The organism is Cytobacillus solani (assembly GCF_006704205.1).
GTDB classification, from domain to species: Bacteria; Bacillota; Bacilli; order Bacillales; family Cytobacillaceae; genus Cytobacillus; species Cytobacillus solani.
Genome location: NZ_CP041305.1, coordinates 2,905,001 through 2,924,631, shown reverse-complemented (window position 1 = coordinate 2,924,631; position 19,631 = coordinate 2,905,001). Strand labels below are relative to the sequence as shown.

18 protein-coding genes are annotated in these 19,631 nt (G+C 38.3%); 5 read left to right on the top strand and 13 right to left on the bottom strand.

Features of this window, described 5'->3' with window-relative positions; all coding sequences use genetic code 11:
• Positions 1 to 538: 538 nt before the first annotated feature.
• Positions 539 to 1,099, bottom strand: a complete 561-nt coding sequence (locus FI644_RS14635) for a GNAT family N-acetyltransferase (RefSeq protein ID WP_053474617.1) — start codon at positions 1,097 to 1,099, stop codon at positions 539 to 541.
• Positions 1,089 to 2,015, bottom strand: coding sequence for a DMT family transporter (locus FI644_RS14630; RefSeq protein ID WP_053474616.1), 927 nt, complete (start codon positions 2,013 to 2,015; stop codon positions 1,089 to 1,091). The genes FI644_RS14635 and FI644_RS14630 overlap by 11 nt, the downstream gene beginning before the upstream one ends.
• Before the next feature lie 201 nt (positions 2,016 to 2,216).
• Between FI644_RS14630 and FI644_RS14625 the strand changes: the two genes are divergently transcribed.
• Complete coding sequence (locus FI644_RS14625; protein WP_053474615.1) at positions 2,217 to 2,912, top strand: MgtC/SapB family protein; 696 nt, start codon at positions 2,217 to 2,219, stop codon at positions 2,910 to 2,912.
• Between the two features lie 91 nt (positions 2,913 to 3,003).
• Here FI644_RS14625 and FI644_RS14620 read toward each other — a convergent pair whose 3' ends face one another.
• From FI644_RS14620 to FI644_RS14575, 10 genes are all read right to left on the bottom strand, one after another.
• Complete coding sequence (locus FI644_RS14620; protein ID WP_142108576.1) at positions 3,004 to 4,674, bottom strand: peptide ABC transporter substrate-binding protein; 1,671 nt, start codon at positions 4,672 to 4,674, stop codon at positions 3,004 to 3,006.
• 23 nt (positions 4,675 to 4,697) lie between these two features.
• Positions 4,698 to 5,765 carry a M24 family metallopeptidase gene (locus FI644_RS14615; protein WP_142108575.1) on the bottom strand — a complete coding sequence of 356 codons (1,068 nt, stop codon included), beginning with the start codon at positions 5,763 to 5,765 and terminating at the stop codon, positions 4,698 to 4,700.
• A gap of 63 nt (positions 5,766 to 5,828) precedes the next feature.
• Entirely contained in the window at positions 5,829 to 6,059 is a 231-nt protein-coding gene (locus tag FI644_RS14610; protein WP_075209210.1) for a DUF3899 domain-containing protein, read from the bottom strand.
• A gap of 169 nt (positions 6,060 to 6,228) precedes the next feature.
• Positions 6,229 to 8,217: an ABC transporter ATP-binding protein gene (locus FI644_RS27245; protein WP_075209211.1), complete on the bottom strand. Its 1,989-nt coding sequence runs from the start codon at positions 8,215 to 8,217 to the stop codon at positions 6,229 to 6,231.
• A gap of 12 nt (positions 8,218 to 8,229) precedes the next feature.
• Positions 8,230 to 9,243, bottom strand: a complete 1,014-nt coding sequence (gene opp3C, locus FI644_RS14600; RefSeq protein ID WP_053474611.1) for an oligopeptide ABC transporter permease — start codon at positions 9,241 to 9,243, stop codon at positions 8,230 to 8,232.
• Complete coding sequence (gene opp3b / locus FI644_RS14595; protein WP_142109043.1) at positions 9,240 to 10,169, bottom strand: oligopeptide ABC transporter permease; 930 nt, start codon at positions 10,167 to 10,169, stop codon at positions 9,240 to 9,242. The genes opp3C and opp3b overlap by 4 nt, the downstream gene beginning before the upstream one ends.
• A gap of 280 nt (positions 10,170 to 10,449) precedes the next feature.
• Positions 10,450 to 11,919, bottom strand: a complete 1,470-nt coding sequence (locus FI644_RS14590) for an alanine/glycine:cation symporter family protein (RefSeq protein ID WP_053474609.1) — start codon at positions 11,917 to 11,919, stop codon at positions 10,450 to 10,452.
• A gap of 154 nt (positions 11,920 to 12,073) precedes the next feature.
• Positions 12,074 to 13,015, bottom strand: a complete 942-nt coding sequence (locus tag FI644_RS14585) for a proline racemase family protein (protein ID WP_142108574.1) — start codon at positions 13,013 to 13,015, stop codon at positions 12,074 to 12,076.
• Positions 13,012 to 14,052, bottom strand: coding sequence for a proline racemase family protein (locus FI644_RS14580; RefSeq protein WP_142108573.1), 1,041 nt, complete (start codon positions 14,050 to 14,052; stop codon positions 13,012 to 13,014). The genes FI644_RS14585 and FI644_RS14580 overlap by 4 nt, the downstream gene beginning before the upstream one ends.
• Positions 14,049 to 15,224 (bottom strand): NAD(P)/FAD-dependent oxidoreductase, encoded by a 1,176-nt coding sequence (locus tag FI644_RS14575; protein ID WP_142108572.1) that lies wholly within the window; start codon positions 15,222 to 15,224, stop codon positions 14,049 to 14,051. Before FI644_RS14575 ends, FI644_RS14580 begins: the two co-directional genes overlap by 4 nt.
• A 208-nt stretch (positions 15,225 to 15,432) precedes the next feature.
• On the opposite strand from FI644_RS14575, the gene FI644_RS14570 reads away from it, so the two are divergent.
• From FI644_RS14570 to FI644_RS14555, 4 genes are all read left to right on the top strand, one after another.
• On the top strand, positions 15,433 to 17,088 hold the full coding sequence (locus FI644_RS14570) for a sigma-54 interaction domain-containing protein (protein WP_053474605.1): 1,656 nt from the start codon (positions 15,433 to 15,435) through the stop codon (positions 17,086 to 17,088).
• 70 nt (positions 17,089 to 17,158) lie between these two features.
• The gene (locus FI644_RS14565) at positions 17,159 to 17,434 is read left to right on the top strand and encodes a (2Fe-2S)-binding protein (protein ID WP_142108571.1); all 276 of its coding nucleotides are present in this window, start codon (positions 17,159 to 17,161) and stop codon (positions 17,432 to 17,434) included.
• On the top strand, positions 17,427 to 17,759 hold the full coding sequence (locus FI644_RS14560) for a (2Fe-2S)-binding protein (RefSeq protein ID WP_053474603.1): 333 nt from the start codon (positions 17,427 to 17,429) through the stop codon (positions 17,757 to 17,759). The genes FI644_RS14565 and FI644_RS14560 overlap by 8 nt, the downstream gene beginning before the upstream one ends.
• Positions 17,756 to 19,000: an NAD(P)/FAD-dependent oxidoreductase gene (locus FI644_RS14555; protein WP_053474602.1), complete on the top strand. Its 1,245-nt coding sequence runs from the start codon at positions 17,756 to 17,758 to the stop codon at positions 18,998 to 19,000. The genes FI644_RS14560 and FI644_RS14555 overlap by 4 nt, the downstream gene beginning before the upstream one ends.
• A gap of 85 nt (positions 19,001 to 19,085) precedes the next feature.
• Here FI644_RS14555 and FI644_RS14550 read toward each other — a convergent pair whose 3' ends face one another.
• The gene (locus tag FI644_RS14550; RefSeq protein ID WP_053474601.1) at positions 19,086 to 19,571 is read right to left on the bottom strand and encodes a tetratricopeptide repeat protein; all 486 of its coding nucleotides are present in this window, start codon (positions 19,569 to 19,571) and stop codon (positions 19,086 to 19,088) included.
• Positions 19,572 to 19,631: the final 60 nt, after the last annotated feature.

Below are 19,631 nucleotides of genomic sequence, written 5' to 3'. Positions count from 1 at the left end.
CTCCTATCGAGTAAAAACATTTATATTCACAAAGTTATTAACAATAAAAATATGAAAAAGAAAAGTAATCCACTGTTTTATTCACAGGCTGTGGATATCATTATCCTACTTATCCACATAAAAAGATAAAAAGCCGCAGCAATCACACCCTTTCTCTTAAGTAAGAATGGTATAGGAATACTAGTTCATGCATATTATCTACTAACTCTATCTTTTGGAAAGGTGTGATTCCTACTGGAAACAACTGCACTCTACCTGTCTGTACTAATGGCAGTATTTTTATTCTCCTATTCATATATAGAGGGAATAAAAATAGCTAACTCAGAAGAAAAAGTATATGGAGGAACTTTCATATTATCAGTAACAGCTGCATTTGTATTTGCAGGCTTTACTCATGTTTTTATATAAAATCCTTACTTCCACTTCAAGAAGTGGGGGTCTTAAAGAATAATATCCCAAATAAAAAAACTTGCTAAAAAAGCTTGAGGATAAAAGAATACCCTCAAGCTTTACTAATTTATATTAAATATACAGTGATCTAGCGAATTTTATCCTTTAATATCGCAGAAATAGCAGCATCTACAAATTTTCCTTTTTCAAAATACCGCTTTTTTAATACTCCCTCAAATATAAAACCGTTTTTTTCCAAGACTCTCCCTGACGATCCATTCCTTGGATCATAAAAAGCTTCTATTCTGTTAAGGAGCATGTTGTTGAATCCATAATGGATGACTGCGGTAATCACTTCGGTCATTATCCCTTGCCCCCAAAAATTAGGGTGCAGTTCATAACCTATTTCAGCCTTGTAATGCTCTTCTTCAATCGCATGAAACCCGCACGTCCCGATTAACTGATCATTATCCTTTAATGTGATAGCCCAGCGAATCTGCTTTCGTTCTGAATATCTTTGATGAAATCTATGAATAAGATCCTCTGCTTGTTTTTCAGAAGTAAACGATTCTAAATCATAGTATTCTGTCACTTCGTCTTTTGAAAAATAACTGTACATATTGGGTGCATCACTCAAACGAATTTCACGTAGTAATAGTCTATCGGTCTCTAGTAGAGGAAAATCTAAAAAAGCCGTTTCAATTCCCATCCTTTACTCCTCCAATCATATTTTTCTTCATTTCCTTCAATCGGATTCTGCGCTCATCTAATAAAAATAATGAAACTCCACCAATAACGATGGCTCCTCCAAGGGCTTGTGTCCAAACGACAGCTTCCTGTAGTATGTAATAAGCTAATATCGCTGCACCAACTGGTTCGAATAATATGGCCATAGAAATCGTTGATGTACTGAGCCATTTTAACGACCAATTAAATAATGTATGGCCAAGTAAATTAGGAACTAGTGCTAAAAGAATAAAATAGACCCAATCACTGGCAGCATAAGGAACTAAAGGTTCCTGTCTTATAAGAACATAGATGAAAAGTGTAATTGCGCTAATGCTGTATACAACAAATGTATAAGTAATTAATGATAATCTCTTTCTTACAGATTGACCAAACATTAAATATGCTGTCACTAACGCACATGCAATTAAAGCCAGGAAATCTCCAAAAAGGGCAGATCCGCTAATTTTAAAATCACCCCAGCTTATAATGACACTGCCAATAACTGCAACTAGCCCGCTCAAAATTGCTTTCCAAGAAAACTTTTCTTTAAAGAAAAAGTAAGTCCCAATAAAAGCAAACAACGGCTGCAATGTCACCAGCACGGTCGAGCTTGCGACAGATGTGTAATTTAATGATTCAAACCAAAGGATAAAGTGAAATGCTAAGAAAACGCCAGCTACGAATGAGAAGATCCAATCCCGTCTTGTAATAAGCCGCAGCTCGGGAACATATTTTATTAGGAATACCGGTAACATAAATAGAACAGAAAAAAACATCCGATAAAACGCAATCACTCCAGATGGAGCAGTTGATACTTTGACGAGGATAGCTGAAGTAGAAACGGAAATGACACCTATGGCCAAAACCGCATAAGGATTTACTTTTGTGCCTGACATTCTGTATTCTCCTTGTTTCATTATGCTGTAAATTTTATTCTATTGTATATCTTCCAAATACTTTTTTCTATGATTTAATAAAATCCTATCTATTTAATGCTATTTTCATAAAACAATTTAATATTTGGGTATACAATGGAATGTATCAACTGCCAGATACGCCTTTATTCCTTTTCAAAAAATTTATAAAGCGGGGATGTCATGAGCAATTTAGAATTGGAAATTTTAATAAAATTAGGGATATCCGCTTTTCTTGGTCTCGTTATTGGCATCGAACGCGAACTGAAGAGAAAACCTGTTGGATTAAAAACAAGCCTTGTTATCTCTATTGTAAGCTGTTTATTAACGATTGTATCAATCGAGTCAGCATATGCGTTTCCTGGAAAAGAAGGAATTAACATTACGATGGATCCGTTACGACTCGCTGCTCAAATCGTATCAGGTATCGGATTTTTAGGAGCCGGGGTGATTTTAAGAAGAGGAAATGACAGCATTTCCGGCCTTACCACGGCTGCATTAATTTGGGGAGCAGCAGGGATTGGCATTGCTGTCGGTGCTGGCTTCTATATCGAAGCCATGGCAGGGGTTGCCTTGCTAATTATTAGTGTTGAATTTATTCCATTTGTTATCACACTTGTTGGTCCAAGAAAATTAAGAGAAAAAGAAATTACCCTCCAACTTAAAGTAACGGAAAAAGAAAGTATTAAGGATATCCTTTCAGCAATCAAAGAATTAAAAATATCAATTAAACGAGTCCGTATTAAAGATTTAGAAGAAAAAAAGCATCTCATACAACTCATTGTGACTGTTAATCAGAAGAAAAGCATCACCGATGTTTATTACAGCGTTTCACAATTAAAAGGGGTTAAGAGTGTTGAGGTGGAGAGTATGAGCTGAACTAACAAAGCCCGTCCTGTTTTGACGGGCTTCACACTCAACTGTCAGTAAGCAACTTTATTCGTATAAGGAACAGGGGTTTCTCGTTTATTTATTTCCCCTCAATATATGTCCACTTATATGAAGCAAATACACCAAAAGGATGTGCGATATATCCCTTAACATAAGGCTTTTTAAGCTGGGCAAGGCCAGACTGATACATAGGAGAAATCGCTGCATCCTCTTCTATTAGGATTCTCTCAGCTTCTTGCATGTTTTCCCAGCGTTTAGCCGTGTCGGTAGGATTCGTTTTTGCTTCCATTACGAGACGATCGAAATTCTCATTAACATAATTTGACCAGTTATATGAACCATCTGACAAATAGAGGTCAATAAATGTAATTGGATCTTGGAAGTCAGGTCCCCAGCCTGAATAAGTAAGGTCATATTGCATGCTTGATTCAAGCTCCAGCTTTTGCTTATTTGGCTGCTGATTAATTGTTATAGTTAATCCAGGTAAATTAGTCTCTAATTGATTTTTAAAATATTCACTGACACGTTTTCTTTCCTCACTATCATAGCTTAAAAACTCTAACTCCATTTTTTCTACTCCAAGCTCTTTTAACCCCTTCTCCCAATATTCTTTTGCTTTCTCTACCCCTTCTTCATTAAAACCTTGATATTTTGCCCGGAAGTCCTTTCCGCTTTCATCAAAAGCAAAATCCTTAGGCACTAAATAGGTAGCTGGAACTGACCCATTATTTAATAGACTTTCCGCTGCAGCTTTTTTATCCCAGCCCATATCAATGGCTTTGCGAATATTGACATTAGCCAAATATTTATTATTTTGATTCATCCGGATAAAGAACACTTCTGGCTTAAGCAATGTACTGTAATCTGGAGTACTCGCATATTGGTCAATAAATTCAGAAGTAATTTCTGTTAAATCGATTTTTCCAGTATCATATAAATTGACTCTCGTTGCCGCTTCTTTTACGACTTTTACATTAATCGTATCTAGCTTTACTGTATCAGCATCCCAATAGTCTGGATTTTTCTTATAAACCCAGCCGACCTCATGCTCCCAGGAATCTAAAACGAAAGGCCCGTTATAAATAAGATTTTCAACCTCTAATGCATATTTATCTCCTTGAGATTCAGCAAATTCCTTATTTTGCGGGAAGAACACTGGATAAGTGATAAGACTTAAAAAATATGGGACCGGATGATCTAATTCAACCTGGAAGGTATGATCATCAATCGCCTTAATGCCAAATTCTTCGACCTTTCCAAACAAACTATTTTCAGAATCCTGTATAGCAGCAGCATTCTTTATATCATTAAACAAATAGGAATACGTTGATAGTGTTTCAGGATTAATTGCCTTTTTCCATGCATACTCGAAATCCTTAGCTGTAACGGGTGTACCATTACTCCATTTCACATCTGAACGAATATGAAAGGTGTAAACCTTTCCATCCTCACTTAATTCATGACTCTCTGCCATCCCTGGTATCGGTGCATGGGAATCATCCAATCTGTAAAGACCTTCAAATATATTATTCATTGTTCTGCTTGACAGCGCATCAAACAATCCAAGTGTATCAAGAGTCGGAAGCTCTCCACCTTCAACAAGATTTAACACTTGTTCTGCTGAATTTCCATCTGAACTGCTTTCTTCCCTTTCCCCATTCGTTGTTTTTTTGCTTTCCCCTCCATAACATCCTGCCAACAAAGAACTAACAAAAAGCATCAAAATCAAGATGATACGGTTCATTTTCATAAAATTTCCCCCTTTATTCTTTTCTACAAAATGATTAGATCTTTTGCCGACTTCGTTAGAACTTCATTTCCATCACGAGTGATTAAAATATCATCTTCAATTCGAACACCGCCAAGATTCGGAATATAAATACCTGGCTCAACAGTTAAAACCATCCCAGGCTCTAGCTTAATCTGGCAATTCACATTCTTAAATGGCTCCTCATGTATATCTAAACCAATTCCATGTCCAGATCCATGCCCATATTGTTTTCCATAGCCTTTCTCAGTTATAAAATCTCTTGAGTAAGCATCAGCCTCTTTACCTGTTATCCCCGGTTTAATACTTGATAGTGCTGTTGATAGAGACTCAAGGACAATATAGTAGATTTCCTTTAGCTCTTCTTTTGGTTCATCGATTGCTAGTGTTCTTGTTATATCTGATCGGTACCCCTCGTAATACGCACCGAAATCAAGTGTCACCATATCCCCTTTCTCAATAACTTTATGGCTTGCAACACCGTGGGGAAATGCTGAACGATGACCTGATGCAACAATCGTGTCAAATGCTGAAGATATAGCTCCCTGCTTTCTCATATAAAACTCTAATTCATTTGAAACTTCAATTTCTGTTCTACCTGGTCTGATAAACTCTTGAATATGTGTAAATGCAGCATCTGCAATTTCTGCTGCCGTTCTAATAGTCTTAATTTCTTTCTCATTCTTAATCATCCGAAGTTTCTCAATGACACCTGTCAAAGGAACTAATTCAATACTTAACTTGTCTTTGTATTCAGAATAAGAATAGTAGCTCACATGAACTTGTTCGAATCCAAGCTTTCCTATATTTAAACGCGCAACTTGCTGAACAATTTCTTCGAGTAGATTTGCCTTTGTACTTACTTCAATGACAGTGTAATCTTTTGCCTGTTCATTTGCTTGCGCTGCATACCGGAAATCTACAACTAAAAATGCTTCTTCCTTAGTAATGAGGACTAAACCTGCAGTACCCGTAAATCCGGTCATATACCTGCGATTCTGATCATTTGTAATAAGCATCCCATCAATTCCATGTTTATCAAAAATAGATCTTAATTTTTCAAGTCTTTCCATAACGTATCGCTCCTAATTATTAAATTTCCTGCCTTCAGACCTTATACATATACGAATCAGCTGTTAAATAATTGATGCAATTAAAGTGAAGAAAAACAACGAAGCTCCAGAAATAATGATTGGGTACGTATATAAATCAATCAAACTACTTTTAATTTGTCTTTCAGTTGGATCTCCCGTCTGTTCAGAAACATACTCTTCCATTTTCGAAATACTCTTGTAAAACCGGCGGAAACTATAAATGATTCCAGTATACATTCCGCCTTTTAATACAAATAGGACGCCTCCTATCATTAGTAATAGGAGTCCTATAAAAAATAATAGATTGATGAAATCTATCCATTTCTCATTGGATGAAAAAAAGGAACCACAAGATGAGATGACTAGAGAAATAAAGATGATTCTAATTGATAGTTTAGTAATCTGATTCTCCCCCTTGTTGATTCCTCATTATTCTGACTGATTAAACAGCATTAAATTGTTTCTTAATACTTTGAAAGTCTTGCTCTGTACATGAAACCCAATGCCCTTCCTTTACTTCCCTTAAAATAGGCTCCTCTCCCTCTCCATTCCAGAAAAGGCTCTCATCAAATTTTATTCTCTTACGTATTTTTTCCGTATCTGGATCTGGCAATGGAATGGCTGAAAGTAGCGATTTTGTATAAGCATGTAATGGATTTTGGTAAAGTTCTTCACTTTCTGCCAATTCAACAATTTTTCCTTTATACATAACTCCTATACGGTCGCTAATGTATTTCACCATAGAAAGGTCGTGGGCAATAAAGAGATAGGTGAGTCCCTTTTCCTTTTGCAGCTTTTTCATTAAATTAACAACCTGTGCTTGAATAGATACATCTAAAGCAGAAATTGGCTCGTCCGCAATAATAAATTCAGGGTCAACTGCTAACGCTCTGGCAATTCCTATTCTCTGACGCTGTCCTCCACTAAATTCATGTGGATACCGATTGGCATGTTCCCGATTCAATCCTACGGTTTCTAGTAATTCATATACCTTTCCCAATCTTTCCTTCTTACTAGATGCAAGCCCATGAATATCCATCCCTTCTGCAATAATATCCGCAACTGTTTGCCTTGGATTTAGAGATGAATAGGGATCCTGAAAAATCATTTGGATATTTTGATTTAATTTTTGTAAATCCCCTGACACTCTCTTATCATGGATATTTACATTGTTATATAGAACTTCCCCATCTGTGGCCTCATATAGACGGATAATGGTCCGACCTGTTGTTGATTTCCCACAGCCAGATTCTCCAACAAGCCCAAAGGTTTCACCTTTATAAATATCGAAATTGATCCCATCTACTGCTTTAACAACATTTGATCCTGAAGAAAAATATTGCTTTAAATTTTTTACTTCAAGAAGCTTCTCTCTTTTTTTAGCTAAACGATCTTTTTGTTTTTCAATCGCACTAACTTGTCTATGTTTTCTTAGAGTATCCGGAGGTATAATCTTGGGTGACTTTTCATGCAATAGCCAAGTTGCTGCAAAATGCGTCTCAGAAACCTTAAACATAGGGGGCTCTAGCTGATAATCAATTTTCATCGCATATTGATTACGTTCAGCAAATGCATCCCCATTAGGTGGATTTAATAGATTTGGAGGCGAACCAGGAATTGTAATAAGCTCCTCCGAATCCTCATTTAAGTTTGGCATCGCTCCTAACAGCCCCCACGTATATGGATGCTGTGGATTATAGAAAATCTCTTCCACTTTCCCAATCTCAACAATTTTTCCAGCATACATAACGGCGACCCTATCAGCTATGTTAGCTACAACACCTAAATCATGGGTAATAAAGATAATGGATGTCTCCATTCTTTTCTGTAAATTTCTTAAAAGCTCCAGAATTTGTGCTTGAATTGTTACATCGAGTGCGGTTGTTGGCTCATCGGCAATTAATACCTTTGGATTACAAGAGATGGCCATTGCAATAACAACCCTTTGTCTCATCCCACCAGAGAATTGATGTGGATAAGAGGATAATCTTTTCTCTGGATTAGGAATTCCCACCATCTCTAACAACTTAATCGCTTTATCTTTTGCTTGATGCTTTGATTGTTTTTGGTGCTTAATAATACTCTCTATTATTTGATTTCCTACAGTCATTGTCGGGTTAAGCGAAGTCATCGGATCTTGAAAGATCATTGAAATATCAGATCCGCGAATTTTTTGCATCTGTTTTTCTGTAAAATTGACCAAATTATCCCCTTTAAAAATAATTTCTCCACCTGTTATTCTCCCCGGAGGATTAGGAATAAGTTTCATCAAGCTTTTAGATGTAACTGACTTTCCAGATCCAGACTCCCCAACGATGGCAAGTATTTCACCTTTATTAAGATGGAATGAAACTCCTCTTACCGCCTTTACTTCCCCCGCATACGTATCAAAGGATACTTGTAAATCTTTCACTTCCAGTATTTTTTCCACGTATTCATCCTCCTATTTACGCATTTTAGGGTCCAAGGCGTCTCGCAGACCATCTCCTATCAAATTAAAGCTAATCATGATCAAGCTGATAATTATTGAAGAAAATGCAAGCATATGCGGATAAATCCGCAATAATTTGTATCCATCATTTATTAATGTTCCTAAAGAAGCGATAGGAGGCTGAAGCCCTAGACCGATAAAACTTAAAAATGCCTCTGTGAAAATAGCTGTCGGGATCGTAAACATAGTTGTAATAATTATGGGACCCATTGTATTTGGAATTAAATGCTTCCAAATTAATCTTCTATCCTTTGCTCCAAGTGTTCTGGAAGCTAATACATATTCTTGTTCTTTAAGCTTTAGGATTTGTCCCCGTACAATCCTAGCCATTCCCACCCAGCCTGTAATAACCATTGCTAAAGTAATAGAAATGATCCCTGGCTGCAAAACTAAAATAAGTAAAATAACGACAATTAGACTTGGGATACCTACTAATATTTCAACAATTCTTTGCATGATATTATCAATCCGACCACCGTAATAGGCTGATATTCCACCATAAACAACTCCGATGATTAAATCAATTAATGCTGCTAAAATAGCAATATATAATGAAATACGGGTTCCTTCCCAAACGCGTGTCCACAAGTCCCTTCCTAAATTATCTGTACCGAACCAGAAGTATTCGGTAATCCCGCTTTCTTTATAACGGTCTATGCCTTGAATGTCTGTTCCACTTACACCTAGCCAAGAAACTTGTTCAAGAATTGGTATCTTTGGCGGTAGATTAGCTCTAGTTAGATTTTGTTCATCATAGCCATGCTCATTCGCATAAGGACCAAATATGGCTAAAGCTAGAATAATAGAAATCAATATAAGTCCTATGAATGCTGCTTTATTCTTGCGAAAGCGCTTCCACACTTCAGCCCAATACGTAATAGTTGGACGAGAAATTGCCTCTGTACCATTTTCTGAATCAGCTGGCAGGAACAGATCATCTGTGATTTCTTTCTCGTTTATACTCATTGTTTTGTCCCCCCAGATAATCTTATCCTTGGATCAATGACTCCATATAAAATATCAACAATTAGAACAACACCAATAAATAAGATGCTATAGAATAATGTCACACCCATAATTACCGGAAAATCATTTGTCATAATCGATTTAACAAATTGCTCCCCAAGTCCTGGAACACTAAAAATCTTTTCGATAACCAATGTGCCGGTTAAAAGCGAAACTGTCATTGGACCCAGTATTGTTATGATTGGTATAGCAGCATTTCGAAGCCCATGCCTCATCACGACCGCAAATTGATTTAACCCTTTTGCCTTAGCTGTTACAATATAATCCTGCCCTAATACTTCAAGCATTTCTGTCCGCATAAATCTAGCAATTGTCGCAATAACAAAAACAGATAACGAAATCGTTGGTAATATGGAGTATTCAAAACCTTCCCAAAACGCGACTGGCAGCCATTGCAGTTTAACCCCAACCCAGTATTGCAATAATCCGGCAAACACAAAGTTTGGAACAGATAATCCGATAACTGCTATTACCATGGCAGCATAGTCAATCGCTGTATTGTGTCTTATCGCAGCAATAATCCCAAGAATTATTCCCACCATACATCCAATAATTAATGATTGAGCCCCCAAGACGGCTGATGCTCCAATCCGTTCCCCTATAATGTCTGAAACTGGTCTGCCGTCATATTGAAAGGAAACCCCTAAATCCCCTTTAAAAATATTGGCCATGTACTTTACATATTGAATAGGAGCAGGTTCATCCAATCCATATCTCTCATAAAGTTTTTCTTTTTGTGACTCAGATAGCCTTTCATCATTAAATGGGGACCCTGGCAATGTCTGCATTAAGAAGAACGTAAACGTGGCAATAATCAAAAATGTAACTAGCATATAGCCTAATCTTCCAAAAATATATCGGCCCATCATTTTCCACCTCCCCCCTAGGGATACTGACCATATTGGGATATATTTAAAGTAATGCAATTTTTATTCCAACATTAGTTGAATTACAAAAAGATTCAGAAAATATCTTTTTTCAGACTGCTCAGTGTTTTGGTGTCAAAATAATTTGACATGATTATGTATATTTTTTTGAAAATGTATAAATTTTTTTCCAGTGTTCCCTTTCTTAATTTTGGATTAATGAATAATTAAAATAGACAGCCTCTATATTGAAGCTGCCCATTTATGAGAGATTAAGTTTTTATCCAACAGACTGATTATTATTGAAAGCACTCTCTTCTTTGCATTTCTCTTCCCAGAAATCCGCCCCTTTAATTCCAACTTTAATTGGATCAAAAACCGGATCCAGACCTGCCCTTTTCTGAGTTTCATAGTCCTTAAATACTTTGATTGCTGGCTTAGTTAAAAGCAAAATCGCTATGAGGTTTAGCCAAGCCATGCTTCCAAATCCTAGATCTCCAAGTGCCCATAATAATGATGCTGATTCAACGCTTCCAAAGTAGACCATTCCTAAAAATACGATTTTCAAAATTATTTTTAGCCAATTCATTTTTAGTTTTTTATCAAGAAAGACAAGTGTTGTTTCGGCGATATAGTAGTAGGCCATTAAGGTAGTAAAGGCAAAGAAGAAGATCGCAATAGATACGAATAAAGAGCCAAATCCCGGTAAAATACTTTCTACAGCCTCCTGAGTCCAAATGGGACCAGCTTCAATGCCTGCCATTTTATCAACAATTGGTTCTTGCCCTTCAGGCGTAATGCTATACATACCTGTAATAAGAATCATTAGCGCTGTTGCTGTACAGACAACGATCGTATCGATATAAACGGAAAACCCTTGTACAAGCCCTTGCTTTGCTGGATGGGAAACTTCTGCTGCAGCAGAACTATATGTTCCTTCACCGACACCAGCCACATTAGAAAATACCGCTCGTTTTACTCCCCAGGCAATTGCAGCACCGACAATTCCTCCAAATAATTCATTTGTTCCGAAAGCACTTGTGATAATGAGGGCGAACATCGCGGGAACCTCAGCAGCATTTGCAAATAATATAATAAAGGTTACAATCACATACCCTAATGCCATAAAAGGAACAACTTTTTCTGCTACATTTGCAATTCGCTTTACCCCTCCGAAAATAATGATTCCAAGTAAAAGAACTAAAACGATTCCAGTCATACTCTTATGAATGCCTGCTGTATTTTCAAATCCAACCGCTATTGTATTTGCCTGAATACCAGGTACTAATATTCCGTAACAGAGAGTAACAACTATCGCGACCAACGAGGCAAACCATTTTATCCTTAACCCTTTTTCAATAAAGTAAGGGGTGCCGCCGCGATATTGGTCTCCTTCTTTGATTTTATAAACTTGGGCTAGAGTGGATTCAATAAAGGCACTCGCTCCCCCTAATAAAGCCATGATCCACATCCAGAAAACGGCTCCAGGACCACCAAATGCAATAGCTGTAGCAACACCCGCTATATTTCCAATTCCCACACGGCCTGCAAGTGCCATACAAAATGCCTGAAAAGATGATACACCAGTTTCAGAACTCTTTCCCTCAAACAGCAATTTAATCATTTCTTTAAAATATCTAATCTGCACAAAACGTGTAGCTATCGAGAAAAATAATCCGGCTCCAAGTGCAAAAACGACTAATCCAAGACTCCATACCTGCCCAACTGCCCAATCTACCATTTGTTCCATCGAATACCCCCTTTGATTTTAAAGAATCATAAGAATTTTCAGATTAATGTAATCAAAAAAATAAAGCTATTTCAACTTTATAAAAGAGAACAGATAGCTTCGTAAAGGAAGCTGCCCGTTCCTCCATTTGTTAGTAAATACTACTTCGGAGCACTTACTTTAATAAAAACCCTGCAGCCAGCGGATCTTCCTGATCTAAAACATATGTCTGCATCCCAGTAATAAATCCACGGCTCGTGAATGCAAACTGATAGCCGTCCTCTGATTGGTTGGCTAATTGAACGGTTATGAAGCTGTTAAAAATACTTTCATTTTCAAACGGTTGTTTCATCGTAAATTCACCGTTAAAAAGTAAGCTTGCATAACATGCTGCAGCTGTGCCGAACCCTGGCGAACGGACAATGAAGTTATCTTTTCGGAAGGTAACCGTTTTGATTCGTCCATTTGGCATTAATAAATCATCGAGTAAAACTACTCCTTTAATCGATTGGTTCGAATCAAGAGCTGTATTCACTTCCTGCCCCCATTTTTGCACTTCAGACAGATCTTCCATTTGGAGCTCAAAAGGAACATCACTTTTTTTGAAAATGGCATATAATTGATCTGCTTGTACAAGGGAATAATTTGTATCTTTATAAGGAATATTCATTTGAATAATTGTGCAGGGATTGCTTACTAGCTCCACTGAAATAACCTCATCCTTTTCTACCACTGCTCGAACAGAAATGACACCGCTTACTGTTTCCAGTTTATATTCATTCGATTTTTTTTGAGACAAATGACCACATTCCAATAAAGCAGTAATCACTGCAATTGCTCCACCATATTGAAATGGTACCGTTCCTTCATGGGTAAAAAATACAACTGCTGCATCTGCCTCACGGCTAAACGGGGGAACAATTAAACAACCGTTTAAACCAGCAAATCCACGGGGTTCATTCAGTAATAGCTTAATCTCATCAGCATATACATGAGGAAATTGCTCATCTAATTGCTGCAAGCTCGGATAATAACTGAGTGGTGCATCTTTAATAATACGAAAAGCTTCTCCGGCTACATGGACATCTGTTGCGGTATATGCCTTTTGAATCTTCATTTCACGTCCTCCATTTCATGTTCCTCCATTGGGGGTATGAGGAGAAATCCTTCTTTAAGCGGATCATCTTCGTTATAAAAGAATTTGTGCATGCCCATGAGCCAGGCTGACCCAGCAATTCGCGTCACGACTGCCGGCACTCCATTTACATCTGTCTCTTCAAGAACACGGCCACGGAATAGTGAGCCAACAATGCTTTCATGGACAAATTCTTCTCCGACACTAATTTCTTGCTTGGAATAAAGCGTTGCCAATTTAGCCGATGTTCCCGTTCCGCATGGCGAACGGTCAATTCCACCTGGAGGAACAATGACTGTATTTTTCACATCCGCATCTTCATGTACCGGATCGGTGAAAAATTCTATATGCGTCAACCCACGTATAAATGAATGTTCCGGGTGAACAATCTCTGTTGCTTCGTTAATCGTATTTCTTATGAAGATTGCTTTTTCAATAATTGTTGATGCGTTCTCTGGTACTAAATCTAGTCCGACCGATTTTGCATTGATAATGGCATAGAAGTTGCCTCCATAAGCAATATCTGCCTCTACACTCCCGATCCCCTCCACATCTACAGAAACACTCTTTAATAGAAAAGCTGGGATATTGCAGAAAGACACCTCTTTGGCTTTGCCATTTTCAACAGTGATATCCGCTTCTACCAGTCCAGCAGGTGTGTCCAAGCTGATTGTAGTAATAGGCTCCTGAATGGGAATTAACCCAGACTCCACTAACGCAGTACAAACACCAATTGTGTCATGTCCGCACATCGGCAAATAACCGCCAGTTTCAATATAGATCACACCTATATCAGCATCAGGATGACAAGGATCGGTCAATAATGCCCCAGACATGACATCATGTCCTCTTGGTTCATTCATTAATAATTTACGAATCCAGTCATACTCTCTTTTCATATGAAGCATTTTTTCAGACATAGTTTCTCCCTTTAATTCTGGAAGACCACTAATGACTGTCCTTGTTGGATTGCCTCCTGTATGTGTATCGATGGTTGTAAAGACTCTATCTGCTCTCATCTCGCCAACACCCTTTCTGTAAACCGGTTAAAGCTCAGCGGTTCAACTGGAATACAAGTTTCCTTCTCATTAATAAGCTCTTCTATCACTTTCCCTGTCACAGCGGCAAGGCTAATGCCATCCCCCTCATGACCGGCTGCAATATAATAGTTAGGAATATGTTGGACCCTTGAGACAATTGGCAAATGATCTTCTGTCCACGGCCGCAAGCCCGCATATGAACGAATCACCATCATGTCAGCCATTTTCGGATAAAATCGGATTGCTCGATTTGCGATGCATTTCATCACCTCGTTATTCACTTTTGTATTAAATCCAACAAACTCCCTGCTGCTGCCTATCAGAAAGTTTTGACTTTCCGTTGGTTCAAAAACAAGTGCAACCCCGTACTTTTCAGTCAAAGGATCTACATGACGCTGACCACCAAATTTAGAAATTAAGTAACCAAACTCCATGACCTTTCTAGAACCAACATGCTGCTGCCTGGATGCTACGATAATATGGCCTTTTCTTGGTTGAATCGGGATGGATAGGTCTAGCATCTCTCCTAAATAAGGAGCCCATATTCCTGCTGCATTCACAACATGTTTAGCCGTAAAAACCCCTTTTGATGTTTCTACAGTAAAAGAGCCATTTTCTTCTTTTTTCATTGATTGAACTTCGGTTTGCTTATATGCCTTTGCCCCGAATTTCTTAGCGGCATCAAGCAATGAAAAAGCAAGAAGATACGGGTTAACTGTAGAATCAGTTGCACATTCAAGTCCCCCTAATAAATCATCCGCAAAGAATTTAGATTCCTGCCGGATGTCTTGTCGGTCAAGCATACGAAATGGCAGGCCCGCTTCTTTTTGGCGGTTCACCCATTTCTGCGCAGCCTCCATCTCTTCTTCTGTCTCGCAAACAAGAATGCTGCCAGGTGCACGATATTCGAACATATGAGCTAATTCCTTACTTAAATCAGCTACTAATTTCTGACTAACTAATGACATTTGACTATCAAACCCTGGATCTTTATCGATAGCAAGAATGTTTCCGTCACACCTGGAAGATGTTCCGCTGACAAATTCTCCTTTTTCAAGGATCGTTACGTCGATACCAGATTTGGAAGTATAATAGGCAATTGAACAGCCTATTATTCCACCGCCAATGACTAATACATCACAATGATTCACATCTACAATCTCCCTTCACTTTGCTGCCTAATGTATCTATTGCAAATAATGTGCCAACAGGCTTTTTTTCAAAACATCCCCCTCCTATTTTAAAAATCCTCGAAAAATCGCCTTTCATTCACAAGTAATTTTCTAAAAATTTGATAAAATAATGTACAATATTTTATACAGTGTATATTTTCTTTTACACTTCAAGGAGGAGATCTGTATGTTTTCTTTGCCACCGATCAAAGAAATCATCGAAAAAAAATTAATCGACTGGTCTTTCAACGAATGTATAACAGAGAAAAACGGAGAATTCTTTGTAGGAAGATCTGAAACACCAAGCCCGATTATCAGTATTAATGACCCCTTTGATTCTTTAGTACAATCCGCTAAAAATGGCTCCAAGATGGTTATTTTGGATGCAAATAATAGACCAATAGGCTGTATCACTGCACCACAAATGATCCATTTCCTTCATAATTCTTATAATCAGCTAAAAGCATTCTATGAGACTGTTATACGAACAATCGATGCTTCAGTCACCGTTATTGATGATAATGAGCATGTACAGACATGGACAGAAGGGGCGGAAAAGATTTTTTCAGTTAAACAAAGAGAAATTATCGGCAAACCAATCACTAATTTCTTTGAGCCTAAAGACCTTGAAATCTTACAATCCTTATATAAAGGAAAAAAAATTACTGCTCAGCATCATCAGCCTCGTTCCGATTTATTTGTCCTTATCAACTCCAATCCTGTTTATTTTAATAATCGAATTATCGGTGCAGTCGTTTCTGAAACAGATATAACGAATCAAGTGGTATTAAACGAGAAGTTATTTAATATGTCTACAGAGGTCCATCGTTTAGAGCAAGAGGTCGCAAAGTATAAGCATTCATCTGATCCATTTAATTTAATTAAAGGAAATAGTTCAGCCTTGCAAAGAACAGTACAGCTTGCTAAAAAAGTGTGCTCAGTGAAATCAACCGTCCTAATACTAGGCGAAAGCGGGGTCGGCAAAGAGGTATTTGCAAAAGCCATCCATGAAGCAAGTGAAAAGGAAAATGCACCATTTATTTCGATAAATTGCGGCGCGATCCCAGCATCCTTATTTGAAAGTGAATTCTTCGGCTATGAACGAGGGGCCTTCTCAGGTGCAGACCAAAAAGGGAAGAAAGGAAAAATTGAATTAGCCAAAGGCGGTACCCTGTTTCTAGATGAAATTGGTGAATTGCCACTTGAAATGCAGGTAAAGCTGTTGCGGGTACTTCAAGAAAGGAAATTTTACCGGGTTGGCGGGGAAAAGGAAATTGAAACAAATTTCCGAGTGATTGCTGCTACAAATAGAGAATTAAAGGATTTGATGAATGAAGGTCAATTTCGGGAAGATTTATATTACCGCCTCAATGTCGTAAGCATACATATTCCTCCATTAAGAGAAAGGCGGGAAGATATATTTGAATTAACGCATTATTTTTTAAACGATTTCTCAATGCTCTATCAACGGCCTATTCATCAGTTCTCACAAGAAGTCATGCAGGAATTGCTGTGCTATGACTGGCCAGGGAATATACGGGAGCTTCGCAACGTTGTTGAACGTCTCGTCGTCTTTGCGACAGATGGAGTCATTAGAAAGGACTATTTGCCGTTCCATTCACAGCATAGTTATAACGATATAGATAAAGTACCTGAACAGTACAACTCGAATGAGATAGATAACATCATTTTCCCATTGCAAGAGGTAATGGACCAGCATGAGAAAAAAGTGCTTGAAAAAGCTCTGCTAATGTCAAATGGCAATAAGCTAGAATGTGCCAAAAAGCTCGGCATTACAAGAGCAACTTTATATAATCGTTTAAAGCGTCTTGGAATTAATTAATCCTGCTCCTCTATTTTGGTACGTTTTTTGCATAGTATTTTTATAGTAAGAAAATAGAGGAGGATTCCAAATGAACAGCAATGAAGCAATTGTCGTCTGCCGGTGCGAGGAAGTTACTTATGGGCAGCTTCGGACTACAGCAGAAGAATATCAATGCACAGCGAGGGAATTAAAATTACGCACAAGAGCAGGGATGGGTTTTTGCGGGGGCCGAACATGCAGAATTCCATTAGATCGAATCATTATTGATGTCCTTTCAAATTTTTCCAGAAGCGATATTCCACTAAAATACCAGCCGCCTGTTCGCCCGGTATCGTTTGGAACTGTTGGTGAAAAAAATGACTAGACTATTAGATCACCCGATATTAGGAAAATTAGACGATAGAAAAGCCATTCCGTTTACGTTTGATGGGAAAACTTATGAAGCTCTAGAAAACGAAACCATCGCAGCCGCTCTTTTAGCCAACGGCATCAGAACATTACGGATTCACGAGGAGAGCGGCACACCGCGCGGATTTTACTGCAATATCGGTCATTGCATGGAATGCCGTGTAACAGTGAATGACCAAGCAAATGTACGAGCTTGCTTAACAGTTGTCGAACAATGCATGGTGATTGCAAGCGGTAAGCAGCATCCTAATATCGTAAAAAGGATGGTGGAGCAGCAATGATTGACGTAATCGTCATTGGCGCAGGGCCAGCAGGATTAGCTGGAGCCATTACCTGTGCCTCTTCTGGCTTAAAAGTGATGGTCATTGATGAGTTTATAAAGCCTGGCGGCAGATTAATTGGACAACTTCATCAGGAACTATCCGGTGAATGGTGGAATGGGATTAAAGAATCAGAAAGGCTTCATCAAGAAGCGCTTAAACAATCAGTTGACATCCGCAGCGGCGTTTCCGTCTATAACTTAGAAAAAGATGATGATCTTTGGAATGTGCATACAAGCATTGGAACATTAACCGCTCCATTTGTATTAGCAGCAACAGGAGCGGCTGAGTATCCCATTCCTCTACCGGGGTGGACTCTGCCCGGCGTAATGTCCATAGGCGCTGCTCAAGTAATGACCAATGTTCACCGGGTTCAAGTTGGAAAAAAGGGGATTATTATCGGGGCGAATATACTAGCCTTTGCGATTTTAAATGAGCTGCAACTAGCTGGCATTCATGTTAATCGGATTGTTCTGCCAGAAAAAAGCCCGTTAAGCGGGAAGGCAGGAGAACCAGAGGAAGTCATGAAGTCGCTACTAAATGCCGCACATCTAGCTCCATCCCCTCTTTTACGGATGGGTAGCCGCTTCATGAAAAATGATTGGTTCCGTAAGACAGGAATGAGGTTTTTTCCTAAAAGCGGAGTTAAGGTAAATGGCACCCCCTTGCTTCTTCGCAAAGCTGCTTTAGAAGTTATTGGAACTGAACAAGTAGAAGGTGTACGTGTAGCCGATACGGATGCGAACGGAAATATTATTCCCGGTACGGAAACTGTATATGAAGCTGATTTCGTTTGTATCGCAGGTGGTTTGTATCCGCTTGCTGAACTCGCTGCCGTTTCAGGCTGCCCATTCCAATACATTCCTGAACTTGGCGGACATGTGCCCCACCATTCAGAAACGATGGAAACCCCGCTTGAAGGTCTGTTTGTTGCTGGTAATATTACAGGCATCGAAAGCGGGAAAATTGCGATGGCCCAAGGAACAATTGCTGGCTATTCGATTGCTAAACATGCTGGTAAAGGCGGTACAGCCATTGTCGAGCAGTTGAATCAATCCGTAAAAAATGTCCATTTGCTTCGCAAACAAGCTGCCATTCAATTTTATCCTGACATTGAAAGCGGGAGAAGAAAAATGTACGATCTCTGGGAACAGCTTTATGCAAACCCTGCAAGGTTGCATACTGAGGAAAAGCTTGGATAAAAAAAAAGGATGGATGAACAGAGAAAAAATCTGCTTTCATCTATCTTTTTTACAGAAAGTAGAATATTTCTACTTTTTTCACAACCTACGTCCAAATTTCGTCTAATTTATCCGAATAGAAATCAATTGCTTTTTTATAACTAATAATTTCAGCGTCTTTTGTCGTATCTGTTAAACATTTTAGCAACAACTCCATCGCTTTACTATGTTGATTCAAATTATATAAGGTCATCGAATAGAACGTTTGAATTGCTCTATTATTAGGAAATAATTCGATTCCTTTTAGAAAGGTGATTTTTGACTTTTCATATTCTCCTAATGTTCGATATGTACTGCCTAATCCCAATAAGGCCCCTTCCAATTCCTTTGAAGATAGCCCTAACTTGATTGCATTTTCGTAGAAAGGAACGGCTTTCACTTCTTCTCCTAATAAATCAAAACTCCAAGCACATTGATAGTTAACCGACGCATTTTCGGGAAACACATCTGCCAATTTCACAAGTATTTCGTTAGATTCTTTGTAATATCCACTCTTCCGTAAATCAATAGCATTATCTAACTCTTTTTCCATCCCTATCTTCACCATTCCTTTATCTGTTTGTTCTTAATCCTTCTTCGATAGTTAAAAGCA